Origin of the sequence: Streptomyces galbus (assembly GCF_005280195.1) — a bacterium.
GTDB lineage: Bacteria > Actinomycetota > Actinomycetes > Streptomycetales > Streptomycetaceae > Streptomyces > Streptomyces galbus.
This window is the reverse complement of the sequence record NZ_SZPR01000036.1, coordinates 67,348-83,593: the sequence shown is the minus strand read 5'-3', so window position 1 is coordinate 83,593 and position 16,246 is coordinate 67,348. Positions and strand designations below refer to the sequence as shown.

Annotated in this window: 15 protein-coding genes and 1 pseudogene; 6 read left to right on the top strand and 10 right to left on the bottom strand. The window is 74.2% G+C overall.

The window, feature by feature from the left end:
- Positions 1–98: 98 nt before the first annotated feature.
- The 3 genes from E4U92_RS33745 to E4U92_RS33735 all read right to left on the bottom strand — a co-directional run bounded on the left by E4U92_RS33745 (position 99) and on the right by E4U92_RS33735 (position 5,773).
- Positions 99–1,454, bottom strand: coding sequence for a serine hydrolase domain-containing protein (locus E4U92_RS33745; RefSeq protein WP_137304253.1), 1,356 nt, complete (start codon positions 1,452–1,454; stop codon positions 99–101).
- Between the two features lie 87 nt (positions 1,455–1,541).
- A complete protein-coding gene (locus E4U92_RS33740) occupies positions 1,542–2,750 on the bottom strand; it encodes a cytochrome P450 (RefSeq protein WP_137304252.1) in 1,209 nt (402 codons plus the stop codon).
- A 1,298-nt stretch (positions 2,751–4,048) separates the two neighbouring features.
- Positions 4,049–5,773 carry an immunity 49 family protein gene (locus E4U92_RS33735; RefSeq protein WP_229863309.1) on the bottom strand — a complete coding sequence of 575 codons (1,725 nt, stop codon included), beginning with the start codon at positions 5,771–5,773 and terminating at the stop codon, positions 4,049–4,051.
- A 203-nt stretch (positions 5,774–5,976) separates the two neighbouring features.
- Between E4U92_RS33735 and E4U92_RS33730 the strand changes: the two genes are divergently transcribed.
- Entirely contained in the window at positions 5,977–6,894 is a 918-nt protein-coding gene (locus E4U92_RS33730) for an AraC-like ligand-binding domain-containing protein (protein ID WP_229863318.1), read from the top strand.
- An 88-nt stretch (positions 6,895–6,982) separates the two neighbouring features.
- On the top strand, positions 6,983–7,855 hold the full coding sequence (locus E4U92_RS33725; RefSeq protein WP_229863321.1) for an SGNH/GDSL hydrolase family protein: 873 nt from the start codon (positions 6,983–6,985) through the stop codon (positions 7,853–7,855).
- Here E4U92_RS33725 and E4U92_RS33720 read toward each other — a convergent pair.
- The 4 genes from E4U92_RS33720 to E4U92_RS33705 all read right to left on the bottom strand — a co-directional run bounded on the left by E4U92_RS33720 (position 7,833) and on the right by E4U92_RS33705 (position 10,632).
- Positions 7,833–8,018 carry a hypothetical protein gene (locus E4U92_RS33720; protein WP_137304249.1) on the bottom strand — a complete coding sequence of 62 codons (186 nt, stop codon included), beginning with the start codon at positions 8,016–8,018 and terminating at the stop codon, positions 7,833–7,835. The genes E4U92_RS33725 and E4U92_RS33720 overlap by 23 nt on opposite strands.
- 47 nt (positions 8,019–8,065) lie before the next feature.
- Positions 8,066–9,403, bottom strand: a complete 1,338-nt coding sequence (locus E4U92_RS33715) for an Nramp family divalent metal transporter (protein WP_137304248.1) — start codon at positions 9,401–9,403, stop codon at positions 8,066–8,068.
- Positions 9,396–9,635: a hypothetical protein gene (locus E4U92_RS33710; protein ID WP_137304247.1), complete on the bottom strand. Its 240-nt coding sequence runs from the start codon at positions 9,633–9,635 to the stop codon at positions 9,396–9,398. Before E4U92_RS33710 ends, E4U92_RS33715 begins: the two co-directional genes overlap by 8 nt.
- Positions 9,636–9,723: 88 nt before the next feature.
- Positions 9,724–10,632: a manganese catalase gene (locus E4U92_RS33705; protein ID WP_137304246.1), complete on the bottom strand. Its 909-nt coding sequence runs from the start codon at positions 10,630–10,632 to the stop codon at positions 9,724–9,726.
- Between the two features lie 426 nt (positions 10,633–11,058).
- Here E4U92_RS33705 and E4U92_RS33700 point away from each other — a divergent pair, with 426 nt between their 5' ends.
- Entirely contained in the window at positions 11,059–11,817 is a 759-nt protein-coding gene (locus tag E4U92_RS33700) for an AfsR/SARP family transcriptional regulator (RefSeq protein WP_137304245.1), read from the top strand.
- A gap of 5 nt (positions 11,818–11,822) precedes the next feature.
- On the opposite strand, the pseudogene E4U92_RS33695 reads toward E4U92_RS33700, so the two are convergent.
- Positions 11,823–12,038, bottom strand: a pseudogene (locus E4U92_RS33695) (ABC transporter substrate-binding protein); the annotation flags it as partial.
- Positions 12,011–12,232, bottom strand: coding sequence for a hypothetical protein (locus E4U92_RS36115; protein WP_168725252.1), 222 nt, complete (start codon positions 12,230–12,232; stop codon positions 12,011–12,013). The pseudogene E4U92_RS33695 and the gene E4U92_RS36115, both read right to left, overlap by 28 nt.
- 123 nt (positions 12,233–12,355) lie before the next feature.
- On the opposite strand from E4U92_RS36115, the gene E4U92_RS33690 reads away from it, so the two are divergent.
- On the top strand, positions 12,356–13,489 hold the full coding sequence (locus E4U92_RS33690; protein WP_137304244.1) for a ferritin-like domain-containing protein: 1,134 nt from the start codon (positions 12,356–12,358) through the stop codon (positions 13,487–13,489).
- 10 nt (positions 13,490–13,499) lie between these two features.
- On the opposite strand, the gene E4U92_RS36930 is transcribed toward E4U92_RS33690, so the two are convergent.
- A complete protein-coding gene (locus E4U92_RS36930) occupies positions 13,500–13,850 on the bottom strand; it encodes a HEAT repeat domain-containing protein (protein ID WP_229863326.1) in 351 nt (116 codons plus the stop codon).
- A 160-nt stretch (positions 13,851–14,010) separates the two neighbouring features.
- Between E4U92_RS36930 and E4U92_RS33680 the strand changes: the two genes are divergently transcribed.
- Together E4U92_RS33680 and E4U92_RS33675 are read left to right on the top strand one after the other, a co-directional pair.
- Entirely contained in the window at positions 14,011–15,348 is a 1,338-nt protein-coding gene (locus E4U92_RS33680) for an APC family permease (RefSeq protein ID WP_137304243.1), read from the top strand.
- A 150-nt stretch (positions 15,349–15,498) separates the two neighbouring features.
- Positions 15,499–16,209, top strand: coding sequence for a FadR/GntR family transcriptional regulator (locus tag E4U92_RS33675; RefSeq protein ID WP_137304242.1), 711 nt, complete (start codon positions 15,499–15,501; stop codon positions 16,207–16,209).
- Positions 16,210–16,246 lie beyond the last annotated feature (37 nt).

Here is a 16,246-nt window from a genome sequence, read left to right as displayed (position 1 = left end):
CACGGGGGGACGTCGCGGGGGCCGGTCTCCGGCTCGTCGGTGCCGGTCGGCGCGCGGCGGGTCGGCGCGCGGTCGGCCGGTGCCGGTGCGGCGCGCGGTCAGCCGGTGCCTATTCGGCGCGCGGTGCGCCCGGATATCTGCAGGCGGTCGATGGCCCCGGTGACCGGGTCGCGGTGGAAGCGGCCGCCCGGTTCGAGCCGGTCGGTGGACGGGTCGACCAGGTCGCAGGACAGGTCCGCGTAGCACACCAGCGGCAGGGGGTAGTCGCCGTCGACGGACAGGGTCGGCTTGCCGTCCCCGTCGAGCTTGACCTTGTACTCGATGCCCCCGTTGCGGTACGTCCCGGCGCAATCGGTGAGCGTCACGGCGGGTCCGCGGCGGGTGTCGGCGGACGGACCGGTGGGCACGCGGACGCCGGTGACCCGGGTGAGTTCCGCGGCGATGTCGCGCCACAGGGCGGTGGCGGCGCCGGCGTTGCCGGTGAAGGCGACGACGATGCCGCTGTCGGCGTCGGCCCGCAGGTGGCAGGAGGTGCCCTGCGCGTTGCCGTCGTGGCCCCACCACGTGCGGCCGTCCTGCTCGAAGAGGGCGAGGCCCAGGCCCCAGGAGTCCGCCAGCGCACCGGCGTCGGCGGCCGGTTCGGGCCGGCGCATCCGGTCGGCGACGGCGGCCGGCAGTGCGGTCGATCTGCCGATCAGGGCTCTGCCCAGCGTGACCAGGTCCTCGGCGCTCGCCAGCAGGGCTCCGGCCGGGGCCTCCACCGGGGCGAGGTTCTGGTGGGCCGGGCGCACCAGGCCGGTCGCCGTGTTGAGGGCGTGGCCGCTGGCGAGCGGCCGCGCGGGGGCGGCGTCACCGAGGAAGGCGGGGACGATGCCCAGGGGTTCGAGGACGAGCGCCGTCACCGCTTCCTGCCAGGTCATGCCCGTCACTTCGGACAGGATGCGGCCGGCGGCGACGTAACCGGCGTTGGAGTACGAGAACCCGGTGCCCGGTGCGAAGAGGGTGTTCCGGGCGGTCCAGACCGTCGAGAGGTAGCGGGCGGCGGTGGTGCCGACGGCGCTGTCGGAGTCAGGTCCGGTGGGGAGGCCGGCGGTGTGACTCAGCAGATGACGGACCGTCACGTCGGGGAGCTCTCCCGGTAAGTCGGGCAGCAGGTCGCTGACGGGCTCGTCCAGGTCGATGTCGCCGTCGTCGGCGAGGAGCAGGACGGCCGTGGCGGTGGCGACCTTGGTGACGGAGCCCAGGGGGACGGCGGTCCGCGCGGTGAACGGGGTGTTCGCCAGGGCGTCGGCCGTGCCGGTGTGGAGGCTGAGGAGGTGGGTTCCGGTGTGGACGGCGAGTTGGGCGCCGGGCACGCGGTGGATGCGCGCGAGGGAGTCGAGGTGACTGCGCAACTCGTGGTGTGAGGGGGCCGATGGCCGGTCGGTGGCCGGCGCGGCGGTCGAGTAGGGCATGGGGACGTCACTCCTGGTGAGAGCGGGTGCGGGAGAGCGGACGCGCCGGCCCGCGGTGAGCGGTGCGGGGGTGCGCGTCGACGTGCTTTACGGCCTGGTGACGACGATCGGCAGGTGGCGCACGCCGACGATGACGGCCGGGTTCTGGTACGTCACGTCGTCGTACGAGGGCACCGCGATGGTGGGGAAACGATCCATCATCATCTGCAGGGCGATACGGGCTTCCAGCCGGGCCAGGGGGGCGCCGAAACAGAAGTGGATGCCGTGCCCGAAGGTCAGATGCGGGTTGGGATCGCGGGCCGGGTCGAAGACGTCCGGCGAGGTGAAGCGGGAGGGGTCGCGGTTGGCGGCCCCCAGGTGGACCATCAGCAGGGTGTCGGCCGGGATCTCGTGGCCGCCGAGTTCGACGGTGCGGGTGGTGCGCCGGCCCAGCTCGGGGAAGGGCGGGAGCCAGCGCAGGACCTCCTCCACGGCGACGGGCACCCGGGCCGGGTCCTGCCGCAGCGCGGCGAGCGTGCCGGGGTGGCGGTCGAAGGTGACCACGGCGTTGCCGAGCAGCGCGGTGGTGGTGATGTGCCCGGCGACCAGCAGCAGGGCCACGAAGCCGACGATCTCCTGGTCCTCCAGGCGCGTCCCGTCGACCTCGGCGGACAGGAGTCTGCTGGTCAGGTCGTCACCGGGGTCGGCGCGGCGCCGGCGTATGTGGTCCAGCACGTAGCCGTTCATCTCGCGCACGGTCGGGGCGATGGCCTCCAGTGCGCGTTCCAGGTCGGCCATGTCGAGGCTGTCGCCGAGCTGGTCGCCGCCGAAGAGGGTCGCGGCCCACTCCTGGAACAGCCGGTGGTCCTCGGCGGGGACACCGAGGAGTTCGGCGATCACGATGATCGGCAGGGGGTAGGCGAGGGTGTCGACCAGGTCGAAGCGGTCGCGGTCGGCGACACCGTCGAACAGCCGGGCGCAGATGGCCTCGATGCGCGGCGCGAGTCCGTGGACCACGCGCGGGGTGAAGGCCTGGCTCACCAGGGTGCGGAGCTTGCGGTGCTCCGGCGGGTCCATGCCGACGAAGTTGCCCTGGGTGAAGGTCTCGAAGTCCTCCTGGGTCGGGGCGATCGGCGTCATGTCGGAGGAGTACGTCGCCGGGTCCGACAGGATCGCCGCGACGCCCTGGTGGTCCACGACGTGCCACTGCCGCCGCTCTTCGTCGTACGTCACGGGCCCCGCGTCGCGTAAGGACCGCCATCTTCCGGGTAACGCGTCAAGGGGCGATTCGGCCCCGGTCAGTTGTGTGCTTGTCACCGTTTCTCCTTGGGTGAGGACGCGCGGGCCCGGCGGTGGGCCACCGGTGGTGCCGTGTGGTCGGCCGCGGGCAGCGGTGGCCGTCGGGCCGCGGCCGTCGGACGGCGGCCCCGCGGGGTGGTGTCGCTCCGTGCCAGGTGGCCGGTGCGTGCCCCGGCCTGGTCGGCCGGCTGCGGTCGGCGGCCGGTCCGCCGCCCGGATGTGGCCGGTCCGGCCGGTCAGCGGACCTGGGGGCGGAACAGGGACGGCGGGACGGCGGTCGCGAGCGGGCCGGACGCCCGCCGGGCGGCGGACCGACCCGCACGTGCGCAGCCTGGCACCCTGCGGCCAGGACACCTTGCAGACACCACTACGTCCCCCCAGTGATCTCTCACGCGCAGCGGCCCTGCGCGAACTCCCTCGTCCCACGGTGTACGGGTAAAGATTGCGCTTCGACACAGTTCGTCCGGGCCGAGTGCGCTCACAGTTTTCACGTTGGGTCACCGGAAGGCAACCCCCCGAAATCGAAGGGGGTGGCCGTTCAGCAACCCGCCAATGACCGCGTGTATCCCGCCGTTTCACACTCAAACCCGGGGTGTGGAAGAAAAATCGGCGCGCGTCCCGCCACCCCGCGTACCACCCCCGGAGCCGCCGTCCGGGCCGCACGACGGCCGCCGGAGAGCCCATCGACTCGGCCGGATCGAGGAATTGACAGCGGCGCCGTCCGCCGCCACCAGCCCTGCACGGGCAGGTCACGTCCCACCGGAGCGCCGGCTCCGGAGCCTCTCCAGGCGGCACCGGGAGGGGGCGCCGGCCACGGCCCGGACAGCCGCGCACTTCCCAACGAGCCGCTGGGCAGCGGCCCCTGAGGAACCGTCACCGGAAACGGCCGAATCCCCGGACCCACGCGGTTCCCGCCGAACCAGCGGCGCCTCTCCGGCTCATGTCGATACACCTATATCCGTATCCGACGAGATTCGCCCGCTTTCCGGCGCCGCGGAGGTGTCAGCGGACGCGCATTTTTTCCGCCAGATGATGTAGTCGCGGATCATGCCGTCCTGCGGCCGCACTGCTGCGTCACGTCCAACTCCGGGTAGCACAAGGCGCTGACCCGGGGTTCGGTGCGGTGGAGTAGACGCTGCTGGTCGGCCTGGAGACCCACGCGAACGTTGTCAACCACCGCCCGGAAACCGATCCGAAGTGCCGTTCCGCGCGGTCATACGCGATGGAAAGTGGTCGAGGTCGGTCGCGGTTCCCGGGCTCCGCGCGGTAAAGCCTGGGCAAGTGGCGGCGGGAGCCCGAGAACCCGGCCCCGTTCCTCAGAACGCTCGGGCCTCCCGCAGGACACTCTGCGGAAGGTACGGCGACTCGACCCGGACGGCCCAGCCACGGCGGCGGGCGTGGCAGGCCAGACCGAGGATGTCGAGGTTGATGCCCGCGTCGGGATCGTCGGCGCGGTCGGCGACCTGGTAGTAGGCACGGTGGGCTTCGAGGGCGTCGGCGAGGGCCAGGTCGAAGCTCTCCTCGTCGCCCTCCACGAGCTGGGACAGCAGCACGGCCGGCGGCATGGCGAACCCCCAGCCCTTCGCCTTCGCGTCCTGCTCCAGCGCCCGTTGGGCCGCCCGCTCGGGATCGGCGCCCGTCAAGTAGGCGTGCAGGGCCTGCCGGTACGCGGCGAAGGCGGAGCCGTCCGGCCCGGTGAACAGGGGTCCGGTGAGGACCAGGGGCGCCAGGTCCTCGCGCACGCCCGTGATCAGGGCGAGGGACGTGGCCCTGTGCCAGCTGCCGGCACCGGCGGCCTCGCCCCGCCGGGCCCGGTAGCGCAGCGGGCGGCCGTCGAGGGTCACCTCCACCTCGGTCCCGGGCTCGGCGAGGGCGATCCGGAAGACGGCCGACGCCATCCGGGAGGCGAGCCGGAGGTCGGCGAGCACGGCGTCCGTGACGCCGCCGGGGGCGGCCGCACGCCACTTGAACAGGCGCTCCTGATCATCCAGGGCCCACACCAGCGCCGAGAAGGAGGCCGGCTCGTCGCCGGTGGGGGTGAGCGCCTCCCGGAGCTGCTCCTGGTAGAAGGCGACGACCTCCGGATCCAGGGTCCGGTCGTCGTCCGGCCGCTCCACCACGAGGGGGCCGGCGGCGAGCGCGGCGACGGCGTCCGGCCGCCGGTCGCGGCCGAACCCGGCGACCCGGGGGCCCTGGTGCTCGAAGCCGGTGACCCAGGCGTGCGGAAGGTAGTCGGTGCGCACGGCGGGCGCCCAGCCCCGCGTCCGGTACGCCAGCGCCGCCAGGGCGAGGGGGACCAGCGGGAGCAGGCTGCTCGGTGCGGCCGAGGGGCCGCCGTGCAGGCGGGAGTGGGCCAGCAGCACCTCGGCGAGCGCGGCGTCGAAGGCCGGGCGGTCCCCGGCGGCCAGGGCGCGCAGCGTGCGCAGGGCCGCGCTGTCCGGCTGGTCGAGCAGTGGCTCGCCGGTCTCGTCGGCGCGGACACGGATCCGTCGCAGGGCGGCGTCGACGGCGGCGACCTTGGCCGGTGCGGTCGGCGGGTACTCCTCGGTGGTGCCGGTGTCGTCCAGGACCACGGCCGTCAGCCCGGTGGCGAGTTCCCCGGCGGGGGTTCCCCGGACGTCGCCGGCGAACTTCTGACGCGCGAAGTGGAAGGCCTCGCCGTGCCGCTCCACCTGGTCCCGGAGGACGGCCAGGCAGAGCGCGTCGACCCACTTCCGGGGGCTGATGTGCTCCACGGGGGCGTCGTCGCCCGGGTCGTAGCCCGTGCCGAAGTTCACGTACTCCAGGAACACCTGGAACGAGGAGTGCGGGTGGTACGCCGCGTAGGCGACGGCACCGGCCGCCGCCTCGGCCGCGCCGTTGAGCACCGCTCGGGCTTCCGGGGTGTCGAGGTCGGGCGCTTCGACGGAGAGCGCGCCCAGGTGGTCGAGGAACTCGTCGGCGATCGCCTGCCAGGCGGAGGTGCCGATCCGGCCGCTCTGCGACAGGGAACGCACCGTGCGCCCGATCCGGTTCGTGAAGTCCTCACGCGCAGCCGACACGGCTGCTCCGCCCACCTGGTGACGCTCTATCCGCACGGTCCTACTCCTTGATCGACTTCTGGGGACAGCGTAGGTGCCGGTACCGACAGGGAGATCCGCGGGCGGCCGCCCGGTGTCTGCGCCTCACCGCTCCCGGTCCGTGCACCACCCCGGGACACCGCTGTAGGGTTTTTGTGCGAAACGGGGGCTGGGGGCGCATCGGCATGTCAGACCGCAGGGGTATCCGCTTACGGGGAACCGAGTCGTTCGAGGCGGTGGCGTCGGGGTTGTTCGCCCCGCTGCGGGTGACGGAACCCGACCCGCGGGGGTTCGAGGCCGTGGTCGACCACACGGTCGTGGGGCCCGTGGTCGTCGCCCGTGTCCGGGCCACGGCCGGCGTGGTGACGCGGGACAGCCGCAGCATCACCTCCACCGACGTGGAATGGATGCACTTCAACCTGCACCACCGGGGCCCGGTCATGGCGGCCCAGGCCGACCGGACCACCAGGGTGAGGGCCGGAGAACTCTTCGTCTGCGACAACACCCGGCCCTACCGGCTGGTCGGCGCCGACCGCATCGACATGACCGTGGTCTGCGTCCCCCGGGCGAGCCTCGGCGGGTACGCGAGCCCCATCAGCCGCCGCACGGCACGCCCCGTGCCCACGGCGGGATGCATCGGCGCGCTCCTCGGCCACGCGCTGTCCGCGACCGACGAGGACCTCCCCCGACGGGGCGCGGCCGGCACGCACCTGGCCGACGCCCTCACCGCGCTCCTGCTCGCCGCGTTCGCCGACACCTCCCCCGAGCAGGTGCCGGTCGGCAGCGACCTCGTCGACCGCATCCGCGCCTACGTCCTGGCCCACCTCGGCGATCCCCGGCTGAGCGCGGAGCAGGTCGCCCGCCGGCACCACATCTCCGTCCGGCACCTGCACGCGCTCTTCAAGGGCTGTGACCTCACCTTCGCCGCCTGGGTACGGCACGAACGCCTGCTGCGCATCCGCCGGGACCTCCTCGACCCCGCCTCGGCGCACGTCTCGACGGCCGCGATCGCGGCCCGCTGGGGAGTACTGGATCCCAAGCACCTCGGCAGGGCCCTGAAGCGTGAATTCGGCGAGAACGTCGCCGAGTTGCGCCGCGGCTGAGGGGACGCACACCGTCGCTCACCGTGTGCACCCACTCCGTCACGCTATGCTTCGGTCGATCTCGGGGCCACGAACGGAGAGACGCCCGGTGAAGACAGCCCTGCGCCTGACGCTGACGGTCCTCCTCTGCGCGGCCGCCCTGGCGGTCACGGCACCGGTCGCGGCTGCCTCGGCCGCGCCCTCCCCGCCCCTGCGTTACGTCGCCCTGGGCGACTCCTACGCGGCCGAGCCGCTGGTGCCGCCCGCCGACCCGGCCGACCCCGCGTGCCTGCGCTCCCTGGCCGGGTATCCGCACGTCGCCGCCCGGGCGCTCGGCGCCGACCTCACCGACGTGAGCTGCTCGGCCGCGACCACCGGCGACCTGAGCACCTCCCAGCACCCGGGCGTCCCGCCCCAGTACGACGCCCTCTCCCCCGCCACCGACCTCGTCAGCGTCACCATCGGCGCGAACGACGCCCGTCTCTTCTCCGAGGCGCTCAAGTGCGTCAACGTCCTTCCGGAGCCGCTCGGCACCAGTTGCGCGGAGGAGAACACCGCCGGCGGCACCGACCGGCTCGCAGCCCGCATCGACGCGTGGGCGCCGACGTTCGACGCCGTCCTGGACGAGATCGCCCGACGCGCTCCCGCGGCCGAGGTGTTCGTCGTCGGCTACGGCAACTACCTGCGCACGGGCGGCTGCTACCCCGACCAGCCGTTCTGGAGCCGGGACGCCACCTACCTGCAGCAGACGATCGACCGCCTCACCGCAGTTCTGCGGCGGGCCGCCGAGGAGCACCGCGCCACCTTCGTCGACACCTACCGCCCGGGCATCGGCCACGACAGCTGCGCCGCCCCGAGCGACCGCTACATCGAAGGCGTGACGCCCGCCCGCCCGGCCGCGCCCCTGCACCCCAACGCGGCCGGCGCACAAGCCATCGGCGAGGCGCTCACCGCCGCTGTCACCGCGCGACGGGCGTCGTGACGGTCCGCTCCTCGTGATCCGGCCGCGACGACGCGGTCGCGAGCCGCGGCACCGCGTTCTCCGTGCGCACGCGTACGGACCGCAGGGCCGCGTTCGCCACCGTGAGGGGCAGCGCCGTCAGCCAGGCGCCGTACACCAGGGGTAAGGGTGCGATCCCTGACACGACGGGCGTTCCGGCTGCGGGAGGGTGACGCCGGCCGGCCTGTCGGCTCACAGCAGGGCCTGGCCGACGAGGAAGAGGTTCAGGCCGACCACGACGGCGCACACCAGCACGGCGGCGACGGTCGTCGTGCGGCGGTTGACCAACGGGCCCATGACCGAGCGCCGGGCGGTGAAGAGCAGCAGCGGGACCAGCGCGAAGGGGATGCCGAACGACAGCACGACCTGGCTCAGCACGAGCGCTCGGGTGGGGTCCGTCCCGAGGGCGAGCACGGCCAGCGGCGGGGTCATGGTGAGGATCCGCCGCAGGGTGAGCGGGACCTGGCGGCGCAGGAACCCGCGCATGATGACCTGCCCGGCGAACGTGCCGACCCCCGCCGAGGCGAGACCGGAGGCCAGCAGGGCCAGCGCGAAGGCCACGGCCGCTCCCGGCCCCAGCGCGTCGCCCAGCCCCCGGTGGAAGCCGTCGAGGGTCTCGGCCGTCGAGCCGGACCCGTGCAGGGTGGAGGCCGCGAGGACGAGCATCGCCGCGTTGACCAGCCCGGCCAGGCCGAGCGCCATGACGATCGCGGTGCGGTGCGCGCGCAGGGCCCGGCGCTTGCGCTCCAGGGGCCGGTCGGCGGGCACCCGGCTGAGCGAGGAGTGCAGGTAGATGACGTGCGGCATGACGGTCGCGCCGATGATGCCGGTGGTCAGCAGCAGGCTGTCGGTGCCCTGCAGCCGGGGTCGCATCCCCTGCAGGGCGCCGGTCCAGGAACCGGCCGCGAGGGACTGGTAGGCGAAGCCGGCCAGGATCACCAGGAGCAGGACGGCCGTGACCGTCTCGAAGCGGCGGCGCCCCTCGGGGGCCAGCGTGAGCAGCAGCAGTGAACTGCCGGCCACGACGAAGGCCGCCGGCAGCAGCGGCATCCCGAACAGCAGGTGGAGCGCGACCGCCCCGCCGACGAACTCGGCGAGGTCGGTGGCCATGGCGACCAGCTCGGCCTGGACCCACAGGCCGCGGGCGACCGGCCGGGGCACGCGCTCGCGGCACAGCTCGGGCAGGTCCCGGCCGGTGGCGACGCCCAGCTTGCACGCCAGGTACTGCACGAAGACGGCCATGACGTTGGCGAAGCCGATGACCCACAGGAGCAGGGGCCCGTACCGGGTGCCGGCGGTCATGTTCGTGGCGAAGTTGCCCGGGTCCATGTAGGCGACGGACACCACGAGGGAGGGCCCCAGCATCGCCAGGGCGGCGCGCAGCCCGGTCCGCGGGCGGCGCGGCCGCGGGTCCCCCGGGGCCGGCCGGCGGGACGGGGCGGGGGCGGGCAGCGGGTGCGCCGGGGTGTCGGACGTGGGCGGGCGCAGGGTGCCGACGGGGACGGCCCGGTAGGCGCGCGGGTCAAGCATGGCGGCCCGCCCGTGCCGTGCCGGTGCGGGCGGCGGTCGGGGGCGCGCCGAGTCCGACGGTGCGCCACACGGCCAGGCCCAGCAGGGCGAGGGACACCGCGGTGACGCCTGCGCCGTGGCCCAGGGCGAGACCCGTCACGGCGGCCGTCAGGTACAGCAGGGTCAGGGCGTGGCGGACCAGGGTCCAGTGGCCGGGCAGTCGGCGGGCGCTGGGGGGAAGGGGACGTTCCATGATCGCTGCTCCACGGGGGTGAGGAGGGCGGCGCGGCGGCCGGTCGCGGCCGCCGCGCCACGGGAGCCCGGCGGGTGCGGGCAGCGGGTCACTCGTCCGGCGTGAGCGCGTCCTTGATCTTGCCCTTGACGCCGGTCTCGGTACCCAGGACCGGGCCCTTCGGCTTGCCCCGGCTGCCGTCGTAGGTGGCGTAGAGCTTCGGGTCGGGCGGCGGCACGGTGGCCTTGTCGCCGAGCGGCTGCGGGCTGGTCAGCACCGTCAGTTCGTGCTCGCCGTCGGGAGCGGGGCCGCTGGCCCACAGGCCGGCCCCGGACTCGGTGCCGTCGGAGAGGTGCCACAGCTCCTGCGCGTGCCGGCGGTGCTCCTCGTCCTCGAGGCCGCCGGGGACGACGACGCCCTCCAGGCCGTCCTCGCGCAGCTGCTCGATCGCGGCGAGCCACTGGTTCTGGTGGACGGTGTCCCGGGCCAGGTTGAACTTGAGCATGTCCTTCACGCCCGGGTCGTCGGTCATGTTGTACAGGCGCGCGGTCTGCAGCCGGCTCTGCGCCTCGGCGGCGACGTTGGCGTAGAAGTCGGCCAGCAGGTTGCCGCTGGCGATGGCGTAGCGACCGTTCCAGGGGTAGCCGTTGCTGTCGGCGGGGAGGGCCGCGCCGCCCGCGACGATCGCCTGCTGGGGGTCCATCCCGCCGAGCACGGCACCGACTGCGGGGTCGCTGGTGGCCATCTTCGTGGTGGCGGTCGCCGGGGCGCCCTCCAGCAGCCGGGCGACCATCGTGGCCAGCATCTCGACGTGGCCGATCTCCTCGGTCGCGATGTCCATGATCAGGTCCTTGTACTTGCCGGGCATCCGGCAGTTCCAGCCCTGGAACAGGTACTGCATCATCACGGACATCTCGCCGTAGGCGCCGCCGACGAGTTCCTGGAGCTTGCGCGCGTAGGCGGGGTCGGGCTTCTCCGGCTTGGCCTCGAACTGCAGCCGCTGCGTGTGGGTGAACATCGCTGCTCCTCATGCCGATCGTGCGCGGGGCGAGCGGTCGCGGGCCTGCGGATCCGTCGCCGGATGACACGGACGACGCTAGGCACCGCCCGTCGCGGGTCCGTCTCCCGCGGCGTACCGCGACGGTGCCGGCCGATGGGGCGGCGGCCCCGCCGCGGCCCGGGTGAGGGGTACCAGGGGCCCGGCGGGGCCCGTCCCGCTCCCGCCCTGCGGCTGCCGCACGCGGCGCCCGGGGTGAACCGGCCGCGAACGGCCGAGGTGACGCGGCGGAGACGGCGCTTCGGCGAAGGACCGGAGGGCTCGCCGCCGAGGCCGCGGCGGCGGCCGTTTAGGCGCGGCCCAGGCGGTTACTTGGCGGGTCCCGCGGGTTCGGAGAGCAGCCCTGCGCCATCTCACGCACGCGACGGCGGTCGGAGCGATGCACTCATGACGCCTTCTCCTCCCCAGCGGCCGCCGGTGCCGGCGGCGCTTCGGCTCCTCGGCGGCTTCGGCCTGCAGATCGACGCGCGGCCGGTGTACGTCCCGCCGACGGCGCAGAAGGTGCTGGCCTTCCTCGCCCTGCACCGGGAGGGGACGAGCCGGGAGCGGGCCGCCGAACTGCTCTGGCCCGACCTGCCCCGCAACCGGGCGACGGCGGGCCTGCGCTCGGCGCTGTGGCGGCTGTCCCGGCGCAGCGACCGCGGCCTCGTCACGGACCTCGACTTCAGCCGTCTGTCCCTCGCCCCGCACGTGGACATCGACCTGCACGCCGCCGCGACGTACGCGACCGCGCTGGCCGGTGACCGGCACGACACCACTCCGGGACCGGACGTCCCGCCCCAGCTCCGTGAGGAGCTGCTGCCGAGCTGGTACGACGACTGGCTCGTGGACGCCCGCGAGCACTTCCACCAGACGCGGCTGCACGCCCTGGAGGCCGTCAGCCGGCGCCACCGGCGCGCCGGGCGGATGTGCGAGGCGCTGCTGTACGCCATGACGGCCGTGGAGGCCGAGCCGCTCCGGGAGAGCGCGCACCGCGAGGTCACCGCCGTCCACCTCGGTGAGGGGAACGTCGCGGAGGCGCTGCGCCACTTCGACCTCTACCGGCGGCGGCTGCGCCGGGAGCTCGGACTCCCCCCGTCACCCGAGTTCCGCCGTCTGCTCGCCCCCTACCTCGGGCGCCCGGCCGACGCGCCGCCGCCCCGGTGAGAGGGTCAGCGTGGGGCGCTCGGCACGCCCCGCAGGTAGGCGCCGAGACGGGCGATCGCGGACGGGTTGCGCGGGCTCTCGACCAGGTCGGCGTAGTCCAGGGAGACGATCCGCCGGTGCCGGACCGCGGAGACGTCCCGCAGGGGGGCGCTCTCCCAGCCGACCGTGGTCCAGGAGCCGGCCACGTCGTGCATCACGTTGACTCCGCCGGCCCCGGTGATCGCTCCGTGATCCCCACGTCGTTGGTGACGACCCGCTCGGGGACCTTGTCGTAGCTCACCTCGCGGTCGCAGTTGGTGAGGGTGACCGCCGTGGACTTCGCGTCCCGGGACTCCGTCGCGTCGTCCCGACGGGGAGCGCGGGCCGACCGCCGTGCGCTCGGCACCGGTTGGCCTGACCGGGTGGTGAAGGCCACGCGCTCCCCGACACCGCCGCCCCGCCGAGGTGACCCCTGCTAGCTTCACGAGCTGATCATGAGCCTCGTACCGCTGCGGCGCAGGCGGGGCCCGGAGCGTGAGCCAAGGCGAGGACGGCGGGCATGACCGAGGACGCGAAGAGGTCGACCGTGGCGGAGCCCAAGCGCAGGACCCTGTTGGCCGGCGCCGCCGCGGCGGCCGGCGCGTCCGCCGTCGTCGCGGCGCCCGCACCGGCCTCGGCGGGCACCGCGGCACCGGCCGCACCGCGGCTGCCCGGCACCGTGGGCCGCCTGCTGGCCGTTCCCGCGGCCGGCCGTGGGGTCGAGTGGCTCAGGTCCGCCCTCCAGGTCGCCGTGCGGCTGGAGCTGTCCACCATCCCGCCCTACCTGTGCGGCTGGTGGTCCGTCAAGGACCGCCGTTCGGACGCCGCGCGGCTGATCCGGCGCGTCATCGACGACGAGATGTACCACCTCGGGGTGGCCTGCAACCTCCTCGTGGCCGTGGGCGGGCAGCCCCGGATGCGGGCGACGGCACCCGCCTACCCCGGGCCCCTGCCCGGCGGCGTGCACGCGGGTGTCACCGTGTACCTGTCGGGGCTCACCCGGTCCTTCGTGCACGACGTGATGATGGCCATCGAGGCACCCGACGCACCCCTCTCGCACGACGGTGGCACCTCCCCCTCCGTCGGCGACTTCTACACGGCGGTGCTGGAGGCGTTCTGGCTGGTGGCCCCGCAGCTCTCCACCCACCGGCAGCTCGAGACCCGTATCGGCTCGGACGACCTGCGGCCGGTCCGGACGCTCCTCGACGTGGAGCGCGCCATCGACGTCGTCCGGGAGCAGGGCGAGGGCACGAGCAGGTCACCGGCCGACTCCTTCGCCGACGACCACCCCGCCCACTACTACGCGTTCAGCGAGATCTACCACGGCCGGCAGATGCGCGAGACCGACCGGGGCTGGGCCTTCACCGGGCCGCGCGTCCCCTTCCCCGACACCCGCCCCATGGCACGGGTCCCGGCCGGGGGCTGGTCCCGCCCGCCGGCGCCGGTACGGCAGCTCCTCCACCGGTTCGACACCACCTACACCAGCGTGCTGGCCTCCCTCGACGCCGCCTGGGCGGACGGCGGCGCCCGCGCCCTGGGCGCGGCCGTCCACGCCATGCGCGGCATGGAGGAACCCGCCCTGCACCTGATGGAGACACGCATCCCCGGCAGGCGGAGCACGTACGGTCCCCAGTTCCACGTCCTGGCCCAGTGACGGAGGACGGCTACGCGGTCCGGACGCGGCTCCGGGGGACGGTCCGTTCGTAGACGGTCCCGCCGGGTGCGTACCGGCCCGCCTTCTTGCGGACGGCCGGGCTCGGGTCCTGTGCCTGGGACGTCCGCAGAGCGGCGACGGCGCGGTCGTCGGTGTGCGCGAACTTGCCGACGAGTTCGACGGCCATGCTCCTGACGTGCGGGTCCGGGTCCGAGGCCAGATGACGCACCGCGGGGCCGAGGACCCGGTCCGCGCCGGGCGCACACGTGTCGCCCTTGCACCGGTCGCAGGCCAGGGCGTGGAAGGCGGAGACCCTGACCCGGGCGTCGGGGTCGTCGACCATGGTGATGAGCTCGTCCATGGAGTCGGTGTCGACCAGGTGGTCGAGCAGTCGGCAGCAGCCCTCCCGGACTGCTTCGGTCGGGAACCGCCCGGGGGCCGCGGGGGCGGAGTGGCGTCGGAGTGACCCAGGTGACCTATGTGGGGTGCGTGATCTCCGGTCCGTGGGGGATACGCGCTGTATGTCCTCGGTCCAGAACGCCCAGCCGGACACCGCCTCCGGCGCCGGCCTCAAAAGAGCCCTCACCACCCCGCTGCTGTACTTCTTCATCCTCGGCGACGTCCTCGGCGCCGGGGTCTACGTGCTCGTGGGGCAGGTCGCCGCGGACGCCGGCGGGGCCGTGTGGGTGCCGCTGCTCGTCGCCCTCCTGCTCGCCCTGCTCACCGCCTCGTCGTACGCGGAGCTGGCGACGAAGTACCCGAAGGCGGGCGGCGCCTCCCACTACACGACCAAGGCGTTCGGCCCGTTCGCGGGCTTCATCGCCGGTTTCTGCATGCTCGCGGCCGGCGTCGTCTCCGTGGCGGCGCTCGCCCGGGGCTTCGGCGGCGACTACCTGTCGGCGTTCGTCGACCTGCCCGTGGCCGCCGTCGCCGTCGTCTTCCTCGCGCTGCTCGCCGCCCTGAACGCGCGGGGCATCCAGGAGTCGACGCGGGCGAACGTCGTCGCCACCGTGATCGAGGTCAGCGGGCTGCTGATCATCGTGGCCCTGGGCGGATGGCTGCTGCTGCGGGGCGACGGCGACGTCGGACGGCTGACCCAGCTCGGCACGCCCGGCGAGAACGCGGCCGGCGCGGTGCTCAGCGGCTCCGTCCTCGCCTACTACTCCTTCGTCGGGTTCGAGACGTCCGTGAACGTCGCCGAGGAGACCCGCAACCCGCGGCGCTCCTACCCGCGGGCGCTGTTCGGTGCGCTGGCCACCGCCGGGGCCGTGTACGTGCTGGTCGGCATCGCCGCCTCGGCCGCCGTGCCCACCAGCCGTCTCGCCGCGTCCAGCGGGCCCCTGCTCGAGGTCGTCCACGCGGCGGGCGGGGTGCCCCCGCGGCTGTTCAGCGCGATCGCGCTGGTGGCGGTCGCCAACGGCGCGCTGCTCACGGGGATCATGTCCTCGCGCCTCGCCTTCGGCATGGCCCGCGACGGGCTGCTGCCGTCGGTGCTGACGAAGGTGCTCCCCGGCCGCCGTACGCCCTGGCTCGCGATCGCGGTCACCACGGTCCTGTCGATGCTGCTGGCGGTGACCGGGAGCGTGGCCACCCTGGCCTCGACGCTGGTCCTGCTGCTCCTGGTCGTCTTCTTCATGGTCAACATCGCCGTCCTCGTCCTGCGCCGTGACACCGGTACGGCGGACCACTTCCGCACGCCCACCGTCCTGCCGGTCCTGGGAGCGGCCTCCTGCGTGGTGCTCGCCACCCAGGTCGAGGCGGAGGTCTGGTGGCGCGGGCTCGTGGTGCTGGCGGTGGGCGCCGTGCTCGGCGCGATCAGCCACCGCGCGGCCCGGCGCAGGGCCGCGTCGACGGCGTGACGGCTCCCCCGGCCCCGGCGCCGGGGACCCCGCCCCTCCCCGGCCGCGCTTGACGGTGGGAAGTCCGCACTGGTCCACTGCCTGCCAGGATGCGACGTGCGGTCCCCGTGCCCCTGGCGGGAGCGGGGGCCGGAGTGAAGGGGTGCGGCCATGTCAGCCGAAGCGATCGTCCGCCAGTCCGTCGTCGACGTGCTGGAGGAGCGCCTGCGGACGAGCATCCTGGACGGCGCCCTGCAACCCGGCTCCCTGCTCCCGCCCGAGCGGGAGCTCGCCGCTTCCTACGGCGTCACCCGCACCACCCTGAAGCACGCCCTGTCCCGGCTGGAGCAGGCGGGTCTGCTCCGCACCCGGCACGGAGTCGGCACCCGGGTCCTCGACTTCCTCAAGTCCGGCGGCGCCGACCTGCTGCCGCTGCTGGTGGGCCGGGACGGGCGCTGGCTGTCGGACGTGTTCGAGGCCCGGCGGGCGATCGGTGCGGTCATCGCGCGCAAGGCCGCCGCCGAGTGCGACACGGCGCAAGCGGCCCGGCTGCGCGCCGCGGTCGACGCCGTGGCCGGGGCGCCGGACCCGGCCGCCGCGCAGCTCGCCGAGCTCGAGGTGCACCGGGAACTCGCGCGCACCACCGGCAACCGCGTCTACGTGCTGCTCACCAACACGCTGCTGAACGCCTACCTGCCCGTGCGCCACCTCATGACCACGTCCTTCGCGGAGCCCGCGACCGTCGCGGACCGCGTCCGGCAGGTGGTGGAAGCCGTGGCGGACGGCAGGGCCGACGAGGCCGGGCGCGCGGCGGACGACTACTTCCGGCTGACGGCGCAGGAGATGACCACGGATCTCGCCCGCCACGAGCGGCGGAGGTGACGACCGGCCGGCGCACGCCGGTCGGAGGTCTTGACCC

Coding starts and splice junctions, on each gene's coding strand:
- E4U92_RS33745 (WP_137304253.1), bottom strand. CDS start 1,454: ATGCCCTACTCGACCGCCGCGCCGGCCACCGACCGGCCATCGGCCCCC.
- E4U92_RS33730 (WP_229863318.1), top strand. CDS start 5,977: ATGTCAGACCGCAGGGGTATCCGCTTACGGGGAACCGAGTCGTTCGAG.
- E4U92_RS33715 (WP_137304248.1), bottom strand. CDS start 9,403: ATGCTTGACCCGCGCGCCTACCGGGCCGTCCCCGTCGGCACCCTGCGC.
- E4U92_RS33710 (WP_137304247.1), bottom strand. CDS start 9,635: ATGGAACGTCCCCTTCCCCCCAGCGCCCGCCGACTGCCCGGCCACTGG.
- E4U92_RS33705 (WP_137304246.1), bottom strand. CDS start 10,632: ATGTTCACCCACACGCAGCGGCTGCAGTTCGAGGCCAAGCCGGAGAAG.
- E4U92_RS33700 (WP_137304245.1), top strand. CDS start 11,059: ATGACGCCTTCTCCTCCCCAGCGGCCGCCGGTGCCGGCGGCGCTTCGG.
- E4U92_RS33690 (WP_137304244.1), top strand. CDS start 12,356: ATGACCGAGGACGCGAAGAGGTCGACCGTGGCGGAGCCCAAGCGCAGG.
- E4U92_RS36930 (WP_229863326.1), bottom strand. CDS start 13,850: ATGGACGAGCTCATCACCATGGTCGACGACCCCGACGCCCGGGTCAGG.
- E4U92_RS33680 (WP_137304243.1), top strand. CDS start 14,011: ATGTCCTCGGTCCAGAACGCCCAGCCGGACACCGCCTCCGGCGCCGGC.
- E4U92_RS33675 (WP_137304242.1), top strand. CDS start 15,499: ATGTCAGCCGAAGCGATCGTCCGCCAGTCCGTCGTCGACGTGCTGGAG.